This is a genomic window from Paenibacillus sp. JNUCC32, assembly GCF_014863545.1.
Classification (GTDB): Bacteria; Bacillota; Bacilli; order Paenibacillales; family Paenibacillaceae; genus Paenibacillus_AQ; species Paenibacillus_AQ lautus_A.
The window spans coordinates 6,522,464-6,543,384 of record NZ_CP062260.1 but is presented as its reverse complement, the minus strand read 5'-3'; the positions used below and the strand labels follow the sequence as shown (position 1 = coordinate 6,543,384).

16 protein-coding genes are annotated in these 20,921 nt (G+C 53.6%); 4 read left to right on the top strand and 12 right to left on the bottom strand.

Annotation, left to right across the window (positions count from 1 at the left end):
• Nucleotides 1-7: 7 nt before the first annotated feature.
• The 4 genes from JNUCC32_RS28925 to JNUCC32_RS28910 form a co-directional block, all read right to left on the bottom strand.
• Nucleotides 8-2,209, bottom strand: coding sequence for an ABC transporter permease (locus JNUCC32_RS28925; RefSeq protein ID WP_192570545.1), 2,202 nt, complete (start codon nt 2,207-2,209; stop codon nt 8-10).
• Nucleotides 2,202-3,071, bottom strand: a complete 870-nt coding sequence (locus JNUCC32_RS28920; RefSeq protein ID WP_036663835.1) for an ABC transporter ATP-binding protein — start codon at nt 3,069-3,071, stop codon at nt 2,202-2,204. The genes JNUCC32_RS28925 and JNUCC32_RS28920 overlap by 8 nt, the downstream gene beginning before the upstream one ends.
• 317 nt (nt 3,072-3,388) lie before the next feature.
• Nucleotides 3,389-4,294 (bottom strand): aldo/keto reductase, encoded by a 906-nt coding sequence (locus JNUCC32_RS28915; protein WP_192570544.1) that lies wholly within the window; start codon nt 4,292-4,294, stop codon nt 3,389-3,391.
• A 50-nt stretch (nt 4,295-4,344) separates the two neighbouring features.
• A complete protein-coding gene (locus JNUCC32_RS28910) occupies nt 4,345-5,139 on the bottom strand; it encodes a sulfite exporter TauE/SafE family protein (protein WP_081746330.1) in 795 nt (264 codons plus the stop codon).
• A 122-nt stretch (nt 5,140-5,261) separates the two neighbouring features.
• Between JNUCC32_RS28910 and JNUCC32_RS28905 the strand changes: the two genes are divergently transcribed.
• On the top strand, nt 5,262-5,447 hold the full coding sequence (locus JNUCC32_RS28905; protein WP_015737517.1) for a hypothetical protein: 186 nt from the start codon (nt 5,262-5,264) through the stop codon (nt 5,445-5,447).
• A 43-nt stretch (nt 5,448-5,490) separates the two neighbouring features.
• Here JNUCC32_RS28905 and JNUCC32_RS28900 read toward each other — a convergent pair whose 3' ends face one another.
• Both JNUCC32_RS28900 and JNUCC32_RS28895 read right to left on the bottom strand, forming a co-directional pair.
• Nucleotides 5,491-6,045: a hypothetical protein gene (locus JNUCC32_RS28900; protein WP_192570543.1), complete on the bottom strand. Its 555-nt coding sequence runs from the start codon at nt 6,043-6,045 to the stop codon at nt 5,491-5,493.
• Nucleotides 6,042-6,944 carry a hypothetical protein gene (locus JNUCC32_RS28895; protein ID WP_192570542.1) on the bottom strand — a complete coding sequence of 301 codons (903 nt, stop codon included), beginning with the start codon at nt 6,942-6,944 and terminating at the stop codon, nt 6,042-6,044. The genes JNUCC32_RS28900 and JNUCC32_RS28895 overlap by 4 nt, the downstream gene beginning before the upstream one ends.
• A 193-nt stretch (nt 6,945-7,137) precedes the next feature.
• On the opposite strand from JNUCC32_RS28895, the gene JNUCC32_RS28890 reads away from it, so the two are divergent.
• Entirely contained in the window at nt 7,138-7,479 is a 342-nt protein-coding gene (locus tag JNUCC32_RS28890; protein WP_192570541.1) for a protein YmzB, read from the top strand.
• 154 nt (nt 7,480-7,633) lie between these two features.
• On the opposite strand, the gene JNUCC32_RS28885 is transcribed toward JNUCC32_RS28890, so the two are convergent.
• From JNUCC32_RS28885 to JNUCC32_RS28865, 5 genes are all read right to left on the bottom strand, one after another.
• Nucleotides 7,634-9,823 (bottom strand): alpha-galactosidase, encoded by a 2,190-nt coding sequence (locus tag JNUCC32_RS28885; RefSeq protein WP_192570540.1) that lies wholly within the window; start codon nt 9,821-9,823, stop codon nt 7,634-7,636.
• Between the two features lie 47 nt (nt 9,824-9,870).
• Entirely contained in the window at nt 9,871-11,913 is a 2,043-nt protein-coding gene (locus JNUCC32_RS28880; protein ID WP_192570539.1) for a beta-galactosidase, read from the bottom strand.
• Between the two features lie 115 nt (nt 11,914-12,028).
• Nucleotides 12,029-13,315 carry an ABC transporter substrate-binding protein gene (locus JNUCC32_RS28875; protein ID WP_192570538.1) on the bottom strand — a complete coding sequence of 429 codons (1,287 nt, stop codon included), beginning with the start codon at nt 13,313-13,315 and terminating at the stop codon, nt 12,029-12,031.
• A 71-nt stretch (nt 13,316-13,386) separates the two neighbouring features.
• Entirely contained in the window at nt 13,387-14,226 is an 840-nt protein-coding gene (locus tag JNUCC32_RS28870) for a carbohydrate ABC transporter permease (protein WP_015737524.1), read from the bottom strand.
• Nucleotides 14,226-15,107 carry a carbohydrate ABC transporter permease gene (locus JNUCC32_RS28865; protein ID WP_009594044.1) on the bottom strand — a complete coding sequence of 294 codons (882 nt, stop codon included), beginning with the start codon at nt 15,105-15,107 and terminating at the stop codon, nt 14,226-14,228. The genes JNUCC32_RS28870 and JNUCC32_RS28865 overlap by 1 nt, the downstream gene beginning before the upstream one ends.
• A 124-nt stretch (nt 15,108-15,231) precedes the next feature.
• Between JNUCC32_RS28865 and JNUCC32_RS28860 the strand changes: the two genes are divergently transcribed.
• Nucleotides 15,232-17,076, top strand: a complete 1,845-nt coding sequence (locus JNUCC32_RS28860; RefSeq protein WP_228468843.1) for a cache domain-containing sensor histidine kinase — start codon at nt 15,232-15,234, stop codon at nt 17,074-17,076.
• Nucleotides 17,054-18,691: a response regulator transcription factor gene (locus tag JNUCC32_RS28855; RefSeq protein WP_192570537.1), complete on the top strand. Its 1,638-nt coding sequence runs from the start codon at nt 17,054-17,056 to the stop codon at nt 18,689-18,691. The genes JNUCC32_RS28860 and JNUCC32_RS28855 overlap by 23 nt, the downstream gene beginning before the upstream one ends.
• 127 nt (nt 18,692-18,818) lie before the next feature.
• Here the strand turns inward: JNUCC32_RS28855 and JNUCC32_RS28850 are convergent, their stop codons facing one another.
• Nucleotides 18,819-20,852, bottom strand: coding sequence for a beta-galactosidase (locus tag JNUCC32_RS28850; protein WP_192570536.1), 2,034 nt, complete (start codon nt 20,850-20,852; stop codon nt 18,819-18,821).
• Nucleotides 20,853-20,921 lie beyond the last annotated feature (69 nt).

Genomic DNA, 20,921 nt, shown 5'->3' with positions numbered 1-20,921 from the left:
GTCGTCATTATTTGACATTCATCATGGCATCCCACTTCTGCTGCCACTCTTTGTACGTGATCGGGTTCTCCGGTCGTAAGGCCGGGTTGCGTTCGGTGTCGGGAAGCATCAGCCCCTGCCCATAAAACTGCACCAGCAGCTCTTTGACCTGATTCCCTCTACCTTCCTCCAGCGCCTTTCTAACCTGTCTGGCCATACTTATGCCTATTTGGTTTTGGGGATCCTCCCCGCTTCCGTTTTTGAACAACAGCTGCTGTACCGACCGGAGATTTCCGTAAGCCGATCTTAATTGTTTATCGCTAAGCCCTTTCTCCTCTACGTAGTATACATACCAGAAAAGACTGCTGATCTTTCCGCGTACGTCTCGTTCCGGATGCTCAAAATTATAATGGAACGCACCCTGGTTGCCGAACAGAATCGAGTTCATCCATTCGCCGGGCAAGTTCGCGAAGTTATAGGTGTAGTGGTTCGAGGACAGAATCAGGCGATGATTCACCTGAGGGTAATCAAAGCCTTGGCCCAAATACAAGATCTTCTCGACGCTGCTGTTGAACTCGGGTATCCACTCGGAAAAATAGTCATATTTCTTTTTCATATCCCTCAGCAGCGATACGGATGCCTTCTCCAGATAAGGCGTTGTCACGATGGTAATCGGGAGATCATTCCGGTGGATTTCCTTCCAAAATTGTCCCCCGTACAGAGAGATATTCTGCTCGATCTCCCTGTCCTCAAACCGCTGGTAGCCCGGCTTCCGCTCCAGCTCTTTCATTCCCGTATACAAGGGTTGCGGATAACCCTCCACCACCAGCTTCATCTCTCCGGCAGAATAGCGCAGCTTGCCGAATTCCCAGCCCAGATAAACGTATTTCGACGAAAGATCTCCGTTGTCACTCTTTAAATATACCTCCTGATGACCGGGAAGCGGATACCAGGCCATATGCCCCTCCAGTTTAACTTCAGGCCCCACGCTATAGGCCGCAAATTCTTCATTGGAGTACCCGGCCATAAAATCCATTACCTTGCCCCTATATTCCAGCTCGGCTTGAAGGTCCCCTCCCTTGGCATCGCCAACCATCCTGATCGATATCCGCTCTCCCTGTCTGCGATAAGGAGCGTCGATGCCCTGGAGTTGGACACGTTCAAGCTTGAACATCCGGTTCAAGGTTAACGGCAGCTGCCTCATGCCTGATATTTCGGAGGCCGGTATCGTTAGCTTCGCCGTTACGCGTAGCTCGTCGTTTGGCAGCCGTTTCAGCTTGATGTCATAGGAAGACACATGATAGAAGGCTATATTTTCAGGATCATCGACATAAGAAATCGTCGGGTCCTCCAGCTTCGCATCAATTTGGGCATACCGTTCCGCCCAAAGCGTGCCATAAGGCACGGCGGCGGCTGCCGTCAACACGACAGCCCCCAGCACGCCCAGCCACCCTGCCTTTTTCAGCATCGTGGGGCGCTTCGAGTTTAACAAGAACAAACACACCGTCAGCAGCAGGAAGGTGAAAGCCAGCACGAACCAACGGGACAGCTGGATATCCTTGGATAGCAGGCCGTACCCCCAATTCTCATATTCAAACCGATTGGATTGAAGGAAGAATTGGTTAAGGTGAAACACTTGGGCCGGCATCCATCTTAATTCGCTGATAAAATAAATTTCCATAAAAAACGTTCCAAACATCCATGCACAGAAACCGATCAAATACACGATCCGGTTCGGAATGCTTGCCCCGAGGAGCATCGCTAGCGCGAGCGTCACCATATAGGAAACCTCATACTGCACCGCGAATTGCATCGTATGCACCATCGCGATATCACCGGCTATCCCCTGGCTGACCGACAGGATATAGAATATAACCGACGTCGAGAGGGTAAACAGGGAAAAGTACAGCAAGCTGACCGCATATTTCGACGACAGCAGGGTGAAGAAGGACACAGGCAGGCTGTGGTTCCATTCAAACGACCGACGGCGGACATCCCGCCGGATGGACAAGATGCCGATTAACATCGTCGGACCCAGCGTCATCGTATGACCCAGCATGTGAAAGGAATACGCAGCCGAATACAGGTTATGATTCGGTCCGTTTCCGCTTGCCGCCTGCAGCATGATGACGATGAACAGGATCGCGTAGAGGACCGGAAGCGAGGCAAACAAGGGATTGCCGAACAAAAGCCGCAGCTCTAACAGACTGTGCCTCCACCACTTATGCATGGCGATCCCTCCGCAGCAGAGCCAGATAGCCGTCCTCCAGGGTCGGATCCGCCGGAAACGCGCCGGTCACGGGGGCTGCTGCACTGATAAACCGGCAAAGCACGCCTTCCGGTACCGTTCGAGTGGACACGACGGACATGGGATCCATCAAGGCAAATTCTTCATGGCCCATCACCGCTTCCCACACTTGTCCCTTCCCGCAGGCCTGCAGTTCGGGCAAGCTGCCGTTCATGGCCAATCTCCCCTTGTTCATTACGGCGATGCGACGGCAGTTGCTCTCGATATCCGCTACGATATGGGTGGACAACAGGACCGTCCGGTCGATGCTGAAACGGGTTAACACATTCCGGAACCGGACACGCTCCTGGGGATCCAGCCCCGACGTCGGCTCGTCTACGATCAAAATATCCGGGGAACCGAGCAGCGCTTGGGCTATGCCCAATCTTTGCTTCATGCCCCCCGAGTACGTACGCACTTTTTTGTCCGCCTTCTCCTGAAGATTGACCATCTCAAGCAGCCTGGAGATCTCCTTCAGCCTGGCGCTCCGGTCCGTGATCCCCTTCATGGCCGCCACATAATCCAGATAATCTCTGCCGGTCAGCTGCGGGTAAATGTGAAAATGCTGCGGCAAATAACCGATCATCTGCCGAATCTCCTCCGGCCGTCCAAGGGATATTCCGTTCACCCTCACCTGCCCGGAGGTCGGCGTCAATAAGGTTGCCAGGATGCGCATTAAGGTAGTTTTGCCGGCGCCATTGGGTCCTAGCAGACCCGTCATGCCTTTATCCAATTGTAATGAAACATCCAAGAGCGCCCAAGCGCCCTTGCGATAGGTTTTTGATAGATGCTCAATGGTAATCATTCTAGAATCCTTTCACCATGTACGATTATGGCATAAGCCGCGCGGTTTACGTTCCTTGGAACGAACCATCGCTTCAAAAAGTTTGACATTCCCCAAGGTTTGACGCCAATTTATTGATAAAGTACAAATAAGGTACAAAAAAGCCCGTGATCCTAAAAGCGGATTGCGGGCATGAACTATTTCGCCTGACGTCAGGCTCTTATCCAGTTATTATAACATGCGGGAATGCGGTTCATCCGTAAATCTTCAGGCCATAAATATTTCATGCCCCAAAAGATTAACGGGATAGACCATTCACACGCTTATCGCTCCCGGTGTTACCGATGCGCCTCATATTGATTGGCGCGGCTGATCGCCTGGATCGATTGGATGTCCTGAGGCGATAAAGCTTCCATATCCCCCGCAGCCAGGTTATGCAGCAGCTGTTCAAGCGAGCTCGCCCCGGGAATGGTGCAGGCCACAGCGGCATGGGCCAAAGCATAACGAATCGCCAGCTGGGACAAATCCCGGCCTTTTCCAAACGCTTCAAGCCTCTTGAGCACGTCGAGCAGCTCTTGTTTGCTGTAATCCAGGTATCCCTTCTCCGCTTTGGCTTGTCCTCGGTCCGACAAGATGCCGCGGGCAACGGGACCCCGGGCAATCGCGGATATTCCGTTCTCCTCAAGCAGATCAAGGACCGTTTCCTCCGGTCTCCGGTCCAGGATGCTGTACTGGCTCATGACGCTGACGATATGGGATTTAGCGACATACTCGCGGATGACGTTCGGCCGGATGGACGATATGCCGTAATATCGAATCCACCCTTCCCGCTTCAATTCTTCAAAAGCTTCAATCGTCTCTTCGATCGGATCATCCAGCGTCCCCCCGTGAAGCTGGTACAGATCGATATAATCCGTACCCAGCCTGCGCAGACTATCCTTAACGGCTGATTTGATGTAGTCCTTCGAAGGATCCCATACCCAGCCCTCCTGTCCCGGCACGCGGCGGTTGCCCACTTTGGTGGCGATGATGACGTCCTCGCGCCGGCCCTGAACCGCTTTGCCTACCAGTTCCTCGTTGCGGCCTGCATCATATAAATCCGCCGTATCCAGAAAATTCACGCCCCGATCCAACGCTTCATGAATAAGCTTCACCGCTTGTCCTTCGTCCGTACCCAGCGACATGCAGCCCAGCCCGATTTCGCTTACATACAATTCCGAAGAGCCCAGCCGATTGGTTTTCATCGTTCATCTCCTCCTCTTCCATCATGATGAATAAGGTTCTACCTCTTTACTTACCCTAAAATATCGATCCAGATCTTGACCGCCGTCACTGCAATGAGAAGAGCCAAGGCGTACCTCAGCAGGCGGACGTTCATCTTGCGGCTGATAATCGCGCCGATGGGGGCACCCATCAAGCTTCCGGCAACGGCAAACAGGGACGGCCAAATCGGAATGTCGCCCGAGGCGATTTTGCCGATAACGCCCCCGACCGCAGACAGAAAGACGATCGCGAGCGAGGATGCGATGGTGATCCGCGTCGGGATCTTAAGAACCGTCAGCATAATGGGGATCAGGATAAAGGCGCCGCCGGCCCCGACGATTCCGGCAATGCCGCCGACAATAAAGGCAGCTCCCATTGCAATCCATGCATGGTAAGTCACCTCGCTCACCGATCTGTTCTCCATGGATGCCCGGGTCGGCACGATCATCAATAACACCGCGATTACCGCCAGAAATCCATAAATCACGTTAATCGTTCCGCTCGTCATGAGCATCGAGGACAGGCTCCCGATCAGACTGCCAATCAGGGTACTTGCCCCCATCTGGATGACCAATCGCTTGTGAACGTACGACTCACCGCCGCGCGAACTCATCCGATTGGTTAGCATGCCTGACAAGGAAGCAAAAAATACCTGCAGCATACTGATGGACGCGACCTCCTTGGAGGTGAAGGCCTCCAGTCCAAACCAGGAAGGTACATATAAAAGCAGGGGGAAATTAATGATCGCTCCGCCTATTCCCAGCAGCCCTGAGAAAAAAGAACCGATGATACCTATAAAGACCATGACTACAAGTTGCACTATCAAGGTGATCGATCTCCGTTCATTTGATATCGTTGCCGGGGCACATTGCTATTGAATGTGCCTCGCTGTTGATTTATAATAAACCCAAGTATTTGTATCGGAAATTAAGGAGGTGTGTGGTGATCATGTTGAATAAGCTGAAATTTCTTTTCCAGGACCGCTGTCCCGACTGCGAGCAGAAGCTGATCTCCAGGCAAGAAGACATGGCAACGATCAAGCACTGCCCGGATCACCACTACACCGAAGAAATATATAACCAGCTGGGCGTTACGATCGTGTATCATCCCAGCAAAGACAATGGTTCAACATGATTATTTCATAATCGTTAACAAACCTGGGTATAGCGCTTTATTCCTAATTCTCGGTCGATTCCCGTACGGCAAGCCTGACCAGGAGCAGAACCGCGATCTCGGCCGCCATTACGATGAGCGAGCACAGTAAGAACACAAGGAACATATCGCCCGAATCCAGATTTAAAACGAATGGGTACACGATCAGCCACAGGAGCTGTCCCGCCATAAATAAGCCCAGCCGGAAGCTTGCCTTGTGATCCAGTCCGGACGCGTTACCCGCGAAATGCGCCTGGACGCCTCTGCAAATTCCGTAAATCAATACGGTATGCAAGCAGAGGGCAGGCAGCTGGATCCATACATCCTTCGCGGATTGCACGGGTAAGCCGTCTATCCCCGCTTCGGTAAACCAAAACAATTGTAACACCGACCAGGCCATCAGCAGCCAAGCCGACAGATGCCCTGCCTTAAAATATCCGTTCAACTTCTGGAGCCGCCATAGTCCCGAAGCGATCAGCAGGTACCCGAGCATATCGGGCAACATATCCACCGAGTCCAGCTTAAAGTCGACAATTACAAACAACAGACCCCAGCCCATACGCCCGTAAGCCCTACTCATGGTATCCTCCTGCTATCCCGGACAAATTCCGACAATTCTTGATCTGTCGGTCTCGGGTGATAGGGAATTACCGTTTCTCCATGCCACTGGCGACCGCTTTCCTCGATAAAGATCGTTTTCAATAGGAGCTGGTAAACCTGCAAGCTCTTCTCAAGCGACGGCATATCAAATTGGTGGCTGATTCTAATGGAATCCCCTTTATGAATGTTAAGTGGAAGCTGAATCTCATCGATGGGCTCGCCTCTTAACTCGATGTGCGCTTCCGAAGGCTGCGACCGGTAGCTGGTACCTGGTATTTGACTTGAAATGTCGGCATAGATTCGGAGATGCCCCTCTAGAGCGATATCCAGCAGTTTCGAGGAGAACGCCGTTAACTGTACCGGACGCTTCACAACAGCGGAGTCGTATCCCGAATGATCGGAGGAAGATCCGCCGGATGTCCACGATATCGGATCTTGCTCTTCCTGACGATATACGCCGGGCCAAACGTATATTTCCCCGACATTCACTTGCTCCGAGCTTCCGTCGGAATAAAGCGCGGTAACTTCCCGAATAAGAATCGGCTCCTCCAGCTTCTCTACCGTCCCTTTTTGCTCGGGGGCATTTAAGTTCACCATCATTTTTCCTAAGCACTGCCTCTGATACTCCGCATATCGGGGATAGGGCGTGACGATCTGTCCAGGGTAACCTTCGATCCGGATGGAGCTCAGCCTCTTATCCGCTTGTTTGTCCTCCACATAATACAAGTCGAATACGCGGCCTCCCCCTTCCCTTGTCTCCACATGATGCTCGAGAAATACGGTTCTTCCCAGTTGGTTGGCTTCGTAATACCAGACATTCCCGATCCAGCTGCAGGCTGCGAGCAGGATGGCGAGCACGTAATACCATTTCTTGCCCATGGACCCTCCATATGTAGCATGCGTTTGTCCCATATTCTTTAACTATCTTAACACGTAATATCGAAGAAGAGGGTTTGAACTGCGTTAATTTTTCCGTCGACTTCCTGCGGGAGAAACCCGGTCCGAATTGAAATAACGAACCCCCTTCGTGGACAGACTAGTTGAAGCCACCCTAAAATCAAGGAAGGTGTCCATGATGAATCCATCGATCGAAGAGGTTACGAACTGGCTTCAATCCAATAGCAACCGCACGCTGCACATATCCAAGCAAGAAGAGAAGGATCAAGACCAGGTTGAATTACGGCTGGAACGATTTGAACATCAGCAGCAGCAAGCGCAGTCCATCGACGGGTACGGAGATCGCCACGCTCTTCTGCTGCACGGTCCCGGCGTGGTCATCACGGCAGGACACGAAGCCCCGCTGCCAAGCAATGCCTTCGTCATCGGGCTGGACGGGTTAACGGCTGCGGAGGTTCAAGACCGTCAAGTGGTGCTCACAACGGAACGCGGCATTTATTCCATCACGGCGATCTGAAAGCAGCCGGTTATAGAAACAGCAAGAACCGCCAAAGAGTGCTTCTCTGGCGGTTCTTTTGGCTTCTCCCGCAGCTCGACTTGATGCCGGATCAACCTTGATATTATGTCGCGCTCAGGACGCGGTTGGGTTCCGCAGGCTTTTAGTAAACAGCTTATACCCGTTCGAATCTCCAGATAAAGCTTTGGAAATCGCCATGCATCGGCGGAACGGCCAAGCCGGCGTTCATCAGCCGGTCTCCGCCGTAGATGTTCCCGTCTTCCAGGCACTTGTAATCCCCTTCCGGATCCAGCCCCATCGTACGCAGCCACCGAATCGGTTCATTCGCCTCGCTTAAGATGCGGAAATAATACAGCACCGCTTCCGATCGATCCTCGGAGACGATCGTCCAGGCCGCTTCATTCCCTTCGAACGGGTTCCGAAGGCGGTAGAAATCCCCGAACTGCACGAGATGCCGAATCTCTTTGTACAGCTTTACCTGCTCGCGGACCTCCTCCTTCTCCTGTTCGCTGAAGGCCGTCAGGTCCAGCTCATAACCGAAATTGCCCGACATTGCAGCGTGTCCTCTCGTCCGCAGCGAAGTATTCCGGTGCACCTGATGGTTCGGAACGGCGGACACATGCGCTCCCATGGAACTGAGCGGATAAACCAGGCTCGTTCCGTATTGGATCTTCAATCGGCTGACGGCATCGGAGTTATCGCTTGTCCACGTCTGCGGCATGTAATACAGCATTCCCGGATCGTAGCGTCCGCCGCCCCCGGAGCAGCTCTCGAACAAAATATGCGGGAACTCCGTCGTCAGCTGTTCCATTACCCTGTACAGACCCAGCATATAGCGATGGGCCGTTTCCCGCTGGCGCTCAGGCGGCAGCGCAGCCGATCCGATCTCCGTCATGTTCCGGTTCATGTCCCATTTCACGTAAGTGATCGGGGCGCTTCTCAGGATGCCGCGAACCATATCGGCCACCGCGTCGCCTACTTCCTGGCGGGAGAAATCCAGGATCAGCTGCTGTCTCCCTTCCGTCCGCCGGCGCCCTTCCACGTGCAGGCACCAGTCGGGATGCTGACGGTACAGATCGCTGTCCGGCGATATCATTTCCGGCTCAAACCACAAGCCGAACTGCATATCCAGACCGCGTACCCTCTTCACGAGATCCTCGAGGCCGTCGGGCAGCTTGTTCTTGTCAACGACCCAATCCCCGAGGGAAGTCGTATCGTCGTTGCGCTTGCCGAACCATCCGTCGTCCAGCACGAACAGCTCGATGCCGAGATCCCGTCCCGCGCTTGCAATCTGCTCGATTTTATCGGCATTGAAGTTGAAGTAGGTTGCTTCCCAATTGTTCACCAGCACCGGGCGCGTGGCATCCCGGAATTGCCCCCGGCACAGCCTGGTGCGGTACATTTTATGATAGCGTCTGGACATGCCGCCGAGGCCCTCCGCCGAGAAGACCATCACCGCTTCCGGCGTCTGGAATGACTGTCCCGGCTCCAGCAGCCACGTGAAGTCGAACGGATTCAATCCCATCGTGACCCGGGTCGTATCGTATTGGTCCACCTCGACCTGTGCGGAGAAGCTGCCGCTGTATACCAGACTGAAGCCGTACACCTCGCCGAACTCTTCGCCTGCCCCCTCGGACAGCAGCGCTAGGAACGGATTGTGGTTATGGCTGCTTGACCCCCTGCGGCTCTCGATGCCCTGCATGCCCGGGGATAGTCTTCTGCGCTGCACATGGCGCTCTCTCGCCCATGCCCCATGGAGATGCAGCAGGTCATAACGGCTGTGATCCATATCCACGCTGGCGCTCATGGCACGCAGCAGCGTCATGTTCTCCTTGCTGTCGTTCCGGAAGGATACGGAGCGGGAAATAGCGTCAAACGCCTTCATGACCGTATAAGACAAATAAATCGTCAAACCGCTTACCCGATCAAACAGTTCCAGCTCCAGCGTATCCGCCTCGTCATCCTGTTCCGTGTATACGGCAGGCAAGCCCTCAAGCTTCGGCTTGCCGCTGTAGATCCGGTGACGGACATATTCCGCCTCGGTGACCGTGGTCCCGTTAGCCAGCTGTACCTGATATGCAGGCTGCCGAAAATCGCCGCTGCCATAGCCCGGGTATTCCTGAGGCAAACTGTCCAGGGAGAAGGAAGCATCCTCGCGAAACGGCGTCGGCGAAAAGGATGCTCTTCCCCTCCGTTCCAGCAATCCTAGGACGCGGTTATCGCGAATCCGGCGTCCCCAATAGGCATGCGCCGGATAAACGCCGCGCACCAGCTCAATCACATAACTTGACCGATCGCTCTGGAGATGGAATATCCCCAGATCTTCATGGAAATGTATACTCACTGCTTTTGCCCCCTAACCAAGGTCCGAGTAAGATCTCCTTGCTCTCTTTAAGACCGGGCGGCGGCAGCCCGTTCCAGAATCATGACGTCCCTTCCCGGAATCGTGACATGGCCCGTAACCTGCCGGCTGCCCAGGAGATCGAATGAATTGGCAGAACCTGCATCAAACGTCATCTCTTCGGCATTGTGGTTCAATATGAACAGATAGGAGTTTCCGTCCTTCACCCGTTCCACCACCTCTACTCCTTGTGGTGTATCCAGCAGCGGCTTCACGCCTTGTTCTTCGCACAGATTGGCAAGAAACCCTTGCAGGAACTGCGCATCCGGACTGCTGGCCACATAATAGGCCTGCCCTTCGCCAAACGCATTCTTCGTTAAAACAGGCGTGCCTTTGTAGAAGTCGGATCCGTACTCAGCCAAAACCTCCGCCGTCTCCGCATGGATGACATCGCACAAAATTCCACATGGATAACTTCCACGCAGCGATCCCCAATCCTGCTTCATGTCGATCTGATTTTGCATTCCGGGCAGCAATGCATCGATTTCCTCAGCCCAAATGCCGGTCACGCTGCGCAGCTCGCCCGGATGACCTCCGAGGGTCACCAGATCGTTCTCATTGACGATGCCGCTGAAGAAGGTGGTCACGAAGGTTCCGCCCTGCGCTACGAACCGCTCCACGCGCTGGGCAACGCCCGGCTTCACCATGTACATCACGGGGGCAATCACGATATCATACTTGCTTAGATCCTCTTCGACGCTGATGATATCGGTCTGGATATTCTGCTGATACAGCGCGTCATAATATTTATGAACCTCATCCACGTAGTTCAGTGCTTTGGAAGGCCCGCTTGACAGCTCCAGCGCCCAGCGGTTCTCCCAGTCATACATGATCGCTACCTTGGCGTCCGAACGGGAGTCGAGCAGCTTGTCTCCGAGCTGCTGCAGCTCATGCCCCAGCTCCGCGCACTCCCGGAAGACCCGGGTATGCTCATGTCCCACATGCTCGATCAATGCGCCGTGGAATTTCTCGCACGCCCCCACGGAACGGCGGAGCTGGAAGAACATGATCGTATCCGCGCCGTGCGCTACGGCCTGATAACTCCACAGCCGCATGACACCGGGACGCTTCGCGGAGTTGTAGGGCGACCAGTTCTGAACGCTCGGAGTCTGCTCCATCAGCATGAACGGCTGTCCGCTTCTCAGCCCGCGCATCAGGTTATGCGACATCGCCGTAAAGCTCACCGGCGTATCGATCGCGGGATAGTTGTCCCAGGACACCACATCCATATGCTTCGCCCACTCGAAGTAATCCAGCTCCGGATAAAAGCCCATCAGATTGGTGGTGACCGGAATATCCGGCGTGACCTTCTTCAGCTCATCTCTTTCCAGTCGGTAACATTGCAGCAGGCTGTCGGACTGAAAACGGCGGTAATCCAGCGATATTCCCTGGAAGAACGACCGGTTTCCGCCGAATTCCTCGCTGAGCGCATTCGGTACCACGATCTCGTCCCACTCGTAGAAGGTATGGCCCCAAAACCCGGTATTCCATGCGGCGTTCAGCTTATCCAGCGATCCGTAACGCTCTTTCAGCCAGACGCGGAACTGACGCTCGCAGTTGTCGCAATAACAATACCCGCCATACTCATTGGAGACGTGCCAGATGACCAGCGCCGGGTGATCCTTGTACCGTTCAGCCAGCTTGCGCGCCATCAGCACGGAGTATTTGCGATAGGTCGGGCTGTTCGGACATGAATTATGGCGGCCGCCGAATTTGCGTTTGCGTCCATCGTAATCGACGCGCAGGATGTCCGGGTATTTCTTGGCCATCCAAGCCGGGTGCGCTCCCGTACTGGTTGCCAAACAGACGTGAACCTGCTCCTCCGCCAGGCGGTCCATAATTTCATCAAGCCACCCGAAATCATAGCTTTCCTCATCGCGCTGCGTTTTGGCCCAGGAGAATACATTGAGGGTCGCCACGTCGACGCCCGCCAGCTCGAACATTCGCAGGTCCTCTTCCATCGTTGCCTTATCCCATTGCTCGGGGTTATAGTCCCCGCCATACCATATCTTAGGAAAACGTTGATTAATCATAGAATTGCCTCCTTCGTAGACTCTGCTATAGAAAAGAGGTACCATCCCCTATCTTGTCGGACAAGGGATCATACCTCTTATGAACGGTCTGCTAACTTAAATTTTGCATGGCTCCTTACTTGCTCAAGCTATCCCAGGATGTCTGCATATCTTCAAGCATTTTGTTCGTATCGGATTTGCCGGCGAAGAATGCCTGCATCGCGCCGGAGAACTCCTGTGCCGCGCCGTCCGGGAACTTCGCGGATTGTCTTGGCAGCACTTTGCCTGCCTGCACGTACTCCCATACGGCCGAACCCAAGTCGCCCATATCCTCAGGCGTTGCTTCGATGGTCTTCAAGGCCGGGATGAATTTGAATTTTTTCACGATGTACTCTTTGCCGATATCGGATGTGACAAACCAGTTCAGGAAGATCTTCGCTTCTTCCTTCGACACGGAATCTTTGTTAATGACCAGGTTCGCAGGTACGCCGACGTTCAGCTTGTCATTTTGCTCCGCATTGTCGCCAAGCGGCATCGGCAGGTAGCCGAGATTCAGATCCGGATTGATGGCATCGATCTCGGTTTGAGCCCAGTTCCCGTTCTGCATCATGGCCGCTTTACCTGTAGCCAGCAGGGAAATGGCCGTATTGTAGTCGGTGGTCAGCGGGTTCTTGTTGCCGTGGTCCAATGTCAGCTGCATCAGCTTGGTCCACTCTTCGAACTTCCCATTGCCCACGAATTTTTGCGTGCCGTCGTTCAAGCCCTGGATAAACGCATTCGGGTCATCCTGCTGGGCGAATGCCGGGTTAATGCCCTGGTTGCCGATCAACCACCATTCCTGGTAAGCGTTCGCAAAAGGAGTTATGCCTGCGGCTTCCAGCTTCTTCGCGGCATCCGCCAGCTGAGTATACGTTTTAGGAAGCTCGGTAATGCCGGCCTGCTCAAACAAATCCTTATTGTAGATGTAACCCCATCCTTCAAGGTTCATCGGCATGCCGTATACTTTACCGTCTTTGGTCATCGGCTCTTTCGCCATGTCGACCAGATCGTTCACCCAAGGCTGATCGGACAGATCCTCGAGACGGTCGATCCACATCTCCATCTCGGCGTCGCCGCCATTGGAGAAAATATCCGGCGCATCGTTGGATGCGAATTTGGTTTTCAATGCAGCACCATAGTCAGCGCCGCCGCCTACCGTTTGAATATCCAGCTTGATGTTCGGGTATTCCTTCTCGAATTCGACTTTAAGCTCATTCAGGCCGTCCACGATCTCGGTTTTGAATTGAAAAATCTTGACCGTTTTGACATCGCCGGAAGCTCCATTCGAGCTTCCGCCCTGGCCTTCTTCCGACTTGCCGCCGCAAGCTGCAAGCAGCAGCGAGAAAGCCAGCAGCATCACGAGTGATAATTTCATTTTGTTCATCTTTACTACCCCCTGATAATGATTATATATAAAGATGGAAAAACCGGTTATGGGCGAGGCGCCCGCTGCCCTTACCCCTTAACGGAGCCGGCAGCGACGCCCTCAACGATGTACTTCTGCAGTGACAGGAAGAAGATGATGATCGGCGTAATGCCCAGCACGAGCGCCGGCAGCGCCATATCCCACTGCTTCGAATACTGCCCGAAGAAAGCAAAGGTCGCAAGCGGAATCGTTCGCAGTTCCGGACTTTGCAGGATCAAGGATGGCAGCAGATAGTCGTTCCAGACCCACAGGCAGTTCAGGATGATGACCGTTACCATCATAGGTTTCAGCATCGGCATAACGATGCGGGCAAATACCCTGAACGGAGAAGCGCCGTCGACCGTGGCAGCCTCTTCGATCTCAAGCGGAATGCCTTTCACGAAACCGTGGAACAGGAAGACCGACAGCGGGATGCCGAGTCCGAGATAACTGAGAATCAGACCCACGATGCTGTTGTTGACGCCGAGAAAGTTAATGACCTGCAGCAATGGAATCATAATGGATTGGAACGGAATGACCATGGCCGATACGAACAGCATGAACACGATTCGATTGAATCTCGTATTGGACCGGACCATCCGGTAAGCTGCCATCGCGCTCAGCAGGGCAATGATCAGATTGCTGATGACCGTAATGATGATGGAGTTCGTGAATGCTTCCGGGAAGCGGGTCATTTCCCAAGCCTTGCTGTAGTTGTCAAAGTGAAAGGCCGTTGGCCAGTTGGCCGCGTCGACCATAATATCGCCCAGCGATTTGACCGAGTTCACCAGCAGGAAGTAGAACGGTGCCAAGAAGATCAAGGCAACAATGACCATCACGATCTGCAGTACGATCGTGGAGGCCGACATGGGAGGTTTCTTCGATCTCATTAAGCTTCAACCTCCTTCTGCTTCGTTAAACGGACTTGGATGAGCGTAATGACGGCGACGACCAGGAAGAAGATCAAGGACTTGGCGGTCCCGAGACCGTACCGGTTGTTCAGGAAAGCCTCGTTGTACACGTTCATCGCCAGCGATTCCGTGGAGCGGTAAGGTCCGCCCTTGGTCAGCGACAGGTTCAGGTCGAACATTTTGAAGGACCAGGAAATCGCCAGGAACAAACATACGGTAACCGCCGGCATAATAAGCGGAACGATGATGCTCTTGAGCACTTGGAACCGGTTGGCCCCATCAATCTCGGCAGCTTCCATGACTTCCTTGGACACGTTCGTAATGGAGGCGATGTAGATGACCATCAGATAGCCTGACGACTGCCATACGAATACCATGATGATGCCCCAGAAGCCGGTTACTTCGTCTCCCAGCCACGGAAGATTAAAAAACGGAATTCCCGTCGCTTCGCCAACGGTTGCAAAGCCTTTTATGAAGATAAACTGCCAGATGAAGCCGAGCAGCAATCCGCCGATCACGTTCGGCATGAAGAATATCGTCCGCAGCCAGTTGCGGGCCCGAATATTTTTCGTTAAGAAGTAGGCCAGGAAGAATCCGACCAAATTCGTCAGAAGCACGCCGACGATCGTAAATTTGGTGGTGAACCAGAAGGATTGGGCGAATGCGCTGTCATTTGTGAAAATCTGTTTGAAATTGTCCAGCCCGACCCATTCGACGTTCCCGGAAACGCCGTTCCAGTCGGTAAACGAGTAATACATCCCCATCACAAATGGGATAATGATCGTAATACCGAAAAACAGCAGCGCGGGTCCGATATAAACCAACTGCTGCGTCAAAGCAGCCGTTCTCTTGCTGTTCATGTTAATCCCCCTCCGCTTGTCCTATCGTTTCTCTATCCATTTCTCTATGATTTAATTATGCTAAGATGAAGACCTTGGGACTACCATAGGATGTGAACTAATTGGTATAGAAAATTGATCGGCGGTGAAAATATTGAACTGGAACTGGAGCAGCATCCGCACCAAACTGATTACCTTCATGATCATGGCGACCATCATTCCGACCACCATTTCCATGATCATCAGTTACGTCATGACAACCAACTCGCTCAAGGAACGGGCCGTTGTTGAGAATATGAACCTTCTCTATCAGGGACGGTTGAATTTGGAGAGCTATTTGGAAGAGATGAACCGTAGTTCCCTTACGGTCTACTCGGATCCGGATTTTTTCCGCAGCCTCTATTACAGTCATGAGAACATCAACGCCAGCGGCAGGCAATCCGCCACGCTGCAATCCATTCAAAAAGCCATCAGCGGCTCCAGGCAGGTCTATCTTTACGTCGACGGCAAACGGGAAGCCACGTTATTCGCGCAGGATATCGCCAGAAAAACAAGCGAGGTCAACCTCTATCCCGAGATTCCCGATCTTCGTAACGATACGGTGGTCCTTCAGCCGCCGCATCCCCTTCATACGTACGGGTTTCAGTTAGCTTATCCCTATGAAGCCGATCAACAAGTATTCACGATGTACCGGGTCATTGAACGGGTCCCTTCAACCGAACGATTAGGCATTCTCGCCATCGATTTGGACATGGATTTCCTGAGCCGGATCAGCGGCCAGCTGTTCCAGCCTGATCATGAGCAGCTGTACATTGCCAATGAAGACGGGTATATCATGTATTCCGGCGATGACGAAATGCTGGGACAACAAGTCCAGGCGGACTGGTACGCCAGCATCAAGCAATCCGGCAAGAAGGAAGGCCATTTCGAGTATAACAACAAAATCTATTTATATAACAATATCAAGACTTCGGTCAGCGACTGGACGATGATCAAGGAGATTCCTTCCTCGTATATTTTAAGCAGCGCGGACAAAGCTGCCTTCGTCAATATTTTGCTGATCGGCGTGTCCCTTATTCTCATCATCGCGGCCACGATCTGGATATCGGTCTATATCACGGCCCCGATCCGCGAATTGGTAGGCCTCATGAGCCAGGTCAAAAGCGGACGAATGACCGTGGATATCTCGTCCAATCGCAAAGATGAAATCGGAGCCCTCCATCGCAGGTTCGGCAGCATGATGGATACGATCAACAACCTCATCCTGCAGGAATACAAGCTGAAGCTAGCGAACCGGACCAACCAGCTCCGGGCGCTGCAGGCGCAGGTGAATCCGCATTTCATGAACAATGCGCTGCAGACCATCGGCACCCTTGCGCTGGAGCATGGCATGAAGAGGATCTACTCCCTGATCTCCGCACTGGCCCGGATGATGAGATACAGCATGTACAATACGGACAAGCCGGTCACGCTGGCCACGGAGCTCGATCATATCAAGGATTACGTGGAACTTCAGAAGGAACGATTTGAGAATCAGTTCGACTTCCGTTACGATGTGGATGAGTCGACTCTGCAGGTGTTGATTCCGAAGATGCTGGTTCAGCCGCTGATCGAGAATTTTTTCAAGCATGGCATGAACCCCTTGGAGCAAGACAATTACATTGCGCTCACAAGCCGGCGCCTATCGGCCTCGATCGTGCAGATCACGGTCGAAGATAACGGAAACGGGATGCAGGAGGAGCCGTTCCAAGCCCTCCAGGAGCACTTGCTTCGGATGGAAGAGTTGGATCTGGAACAGCTTCAGGTTGTGTCCGAGCTGGAGACGGAAGACAGCAGCGGAATCGGACTCATCAATATCATGACGAGGCTGAGGCTGTACTATCGTGGAAAATCCAAATTCAACATCGAAAACAACCAGCCGCACGGCTTTCGTGTAGTGCTGACTATAAATGTGGAAGGTGAAACGGATGAAGGCATTGATCGTGGATGACGAGTCTCGCGTGCGCAAAGCCATCCGCCTGCTGGTCCAGTGGGAAGCGCACGGGATTACCGAAATAGAGGAAGCGGCCAACGGGCTGGAGGCGATGGAGCTGATCCCGGCGTTTCGGCCCCATCTTGTGCTGATGGACATGCTCATGCCCCTCAAAAACGGCGTGGATCTCATGGAATGGATTCACAAACATTACCCGGACATCAAATTCATCGTCATCAGCGGGCATGACGATTTCGAATTCGTGCGTAACACCATCTGGTACAGCGGAACGGATTATATCCTGAAACCCATCGAGGAGGACGTCATCAACCAAGCGGTCGCCAAGGCGACCGCGGCCTGGAAGGCGGAGGAGCAAGAACGCCTTGCGGCGCGGCAGCAGCATGTTCAGGTGAACGAGTACCGGCCGGTCTATTCGGAGAAGCTGTTATCCAGCCTTATTGATGACAGGAGCGCCCATTCCCAGGTGGTCAACCGCCTCAGCGATGAAGGCATCGTGCCGGCGCAGACCAACGCAATACGCCTGGCCGTCATGCAAATCGACAAGTCAGATCATGCGCTGTACGGCCGCTTCGGCCATCATCAGGATCTGCTGATGTTCGCCCTGTTGAATATTTGCAATGAATTTCTGCAAAAGGACCGGATCGGGATTGCTTTCCGTCCATTCGGATCGCCGCATCAACTGGTTCTCTTATTGTGGGAACAGCTCGCCACGGTCCCTACGCTACTTCAAGAGATCAATAGCGGGATGTTTCGGACGCTGTCGCGCCAGATGCATTTTGGCATAAGTCCGGAAGGTCAATATCCGGTAGACGTTCCCGAGCTCTATGCCCAATGCTCGAATGCCCTGCGTTCGCGTGATTTAACGGTCCTGAACCATTTCATCCACGATGCCGAGCAGCAGCGACGATCCGGGATGGATCATCATCGGGGCGTCCAGTTCAGCGGGTTCGAGGATACCTGGAAGCTTGCTGTACTTAGCGGTCAGCCTGCTCCCATTGCCGAGGCCGTCGATTCGTTCCTTGCCGCCATCCGAAAAAGCGGCGTTCTCACGCCCGAGCTTCTGGAGCGATGGGACCGCGAAATTGATCGGTTCGCCCATCACGTCATTCATGAAACCGCGAATCCGTCGTCTGAGGCTTTGTTGAAATTGTACAAAGAGGAAAGCGCCACCATCGAGCGGCCAAGCCCGGACAAATATGTATGCTCCTTGGCGGAATGGCAGCAGTATTGGGATCAATTAATGAGCCTGCTGGCCTCGGCGCTGCAGTCCCAGAAGCAGACAGGGCAGGACCTGATCCACGACATCACGGCGTTTATCGAGCAAAACTATCAGAACGACGTATCACTGTACGATATTGCAAACCGGTTTCACGTAAGCCGGGAGTACATCTCCCGCAAATTCAAGCAGAAGCACGGGATTAATATCCCCGAGCATCTGAACCGGATCCGCATCTCGAAGGCCAAAATCCTGCTGCAAAATCCGGGGCTGAAAATGGCCGCGATTTCCGAAATGGTCGGCTTTAAGAACGAGAAATATTTCAGTCTTGTTTTTAAGAAACAAGAGGGCATTTCGCCCAAGGAATTCCGAAAGCTGCACGAGAAGGATGCCTAGAATGGGCAGCGGTCGATAAGCTTCAGAGATAAAATAAAGCAGAGGAGGCGGGAGTCCCCGCCTTCTCTGCTTTTTGTTAAGAGCGCTTCAAGCTGTCCACTCTTCTTGGAAAGCCCTTATGTTATCTCTATCCCAACCGCTTCTCTAATATCAACACGCCTCGTGCCGGCACTTCGCAGATATCCCGAAGCTCCTCCCCTGTCAGCAGGTCAACATAGGCTTCCCCATCCAAGGACACGGATTTGCGCTCGGGCATGTGATTGAGCACAAAGATAAACTCCGCGCCCTCCTTCACCCGCTTTGTCACCTCAATGCCTTCGGGAGCGTTCAGGACAGGCTTAATGCCATGGTCGCTGCATATCGTTTGCATCAAATCTCGCAGGAATTTAGGCTCCGGGCTTGTGGCCACATACCAGGCCTTCCCTTGTCCGAAAGCGTTCACGGTCAACGATGGCATGCCTTGATAGTAGTCCGAGCCGTATTCGGCAACGACCTCAGCTCCCTCGGCATGGATCACGTCGCACAGAATGCCGCAGTCGTAGGTGCCTTCCAGCTGGCCTTTCCGGCCCCGCATTACCACCTGATTCTGCTGGCCCGGAAGAAGCGCATCAATCTCCTCGGCCCAAATTCCCATGACCTTGCGCAGTTCGCCCGGGTAACCGCCCAGCGTCACCAGATCATTCTCGTTCACGATGCCGCTGAAGAAGGTCGTCACAAAGGTGCCGCCTTGCGATACAAAGGCCTCCACGCGTTCTGCAAATCCCAGTTTGGCCATATACATCACCGGCGCGATGACAACGTCATACTTCCGGAAGTCCTCTTCCACGCTGATCATATCGGTCTGAATATGCAGCTGGTGCAGGGCATCGTAATATTTATGGACCTCGTTCACGTAATTGAGGGCGACGGTCGGACCGCTCGACAGGTCAATGCCCCACCGGTTCTCCCAGTCGTAGATGATCGCGACTTTGGCATCGGAACGGGCATCCAGGATCCGGTCTCCCAGCTGCTGCAGCTCCTTGCCCAGCTCGGCGCACTCGCGGAATACGCGGGTATGTTCATGTCCGACATGCTCGATGACCGCGCCGTGATACTTCTCGCAGGCTCCGATCGAACGGCGCAGCTGGAAGAACATCACCGTATCCGCGCCGTGGGCGACCGCTTGATAGCTCCACAATCGCATTACCCCTGGGCGCTTGGCCGAGTTATACGGCTGCCAGTTCTGAACGCTCGGCGTCTGCTCCATCAGCATAAAGGGCTGACCGCCCTTAAGCCCCCGCATCAGGGCATGCGCCATGGCGGTATAGCTGTACGGGGTATCCAGCGACGGATAGTTGTCCCAGGATACGACATCCATCTCCTTGGCCCATTTGAAATAGTCCAGCTCCGGATAAAAACCCATAAGATTCGTGGTCACCGGTATATCCGGCGTGAGCCGCTTCAATTCATCCCGCTCCAGCTTGTAGCAGTCCAGCAGGCTGTCGGACTGGAAACGGCGGTAATCCAGGGATATGCCTTGGAAATTCGTCCGGTTGCCGGACCACTCCTCGCTTAAAGCGTTAGGAACGACGATGTCTTCCCAGTCATAGAAGGTGTGGCCCCAGAAGCGGGTATTCCATGCCTTGTTTACGGCATCCAGCGTGCCATATCGCTGCTCGAGCCAAGTCCGGAATGCCGCGGCGCAATTGTCGCAGTAGCAGTACCCGCCATATTCGTTCGATACGTGCCAGATCAGGACGGCCGGATGATCCTTATAGCGTTCCGCCAGCTTGCCTGCCATGATTGTGGCGTATTTTCGGTAGGTGGGGCTGTTCGGACAGGAGTTATGGCGTCCGCCGAATTTGCGTTTGCGGCCCTCGTAGTCGACGCGCAGCACATCCGGGTATTTGCGCGCCATCCAGGCCGGATGGGCTCCCGTGCTCGTTGCCAAACAGATATACACCCCGTTCCGGTACAGCCGGTCAATCGTCTCGTCCAGCCAAGCAAAATCGTACGTATCCTCATTCGGCTGACTCAAAGCCCAGGAGAATACATTTATGGTGGCTACGTCGATGCCCGCCAGCTTAAACATGCGGTCATCTTCCTTCCACGCTTCCGCATCCCACTGCTCGGGATTATAATCCCCGCCGTACCACATTTTCGGCAGCTTTTCGTTAATCATCAGCATTCAGCTCCTTTAGCCTTCATCAATTCGTATCCGGTTATCGTTCAACCAGCCATGCTCGAGATT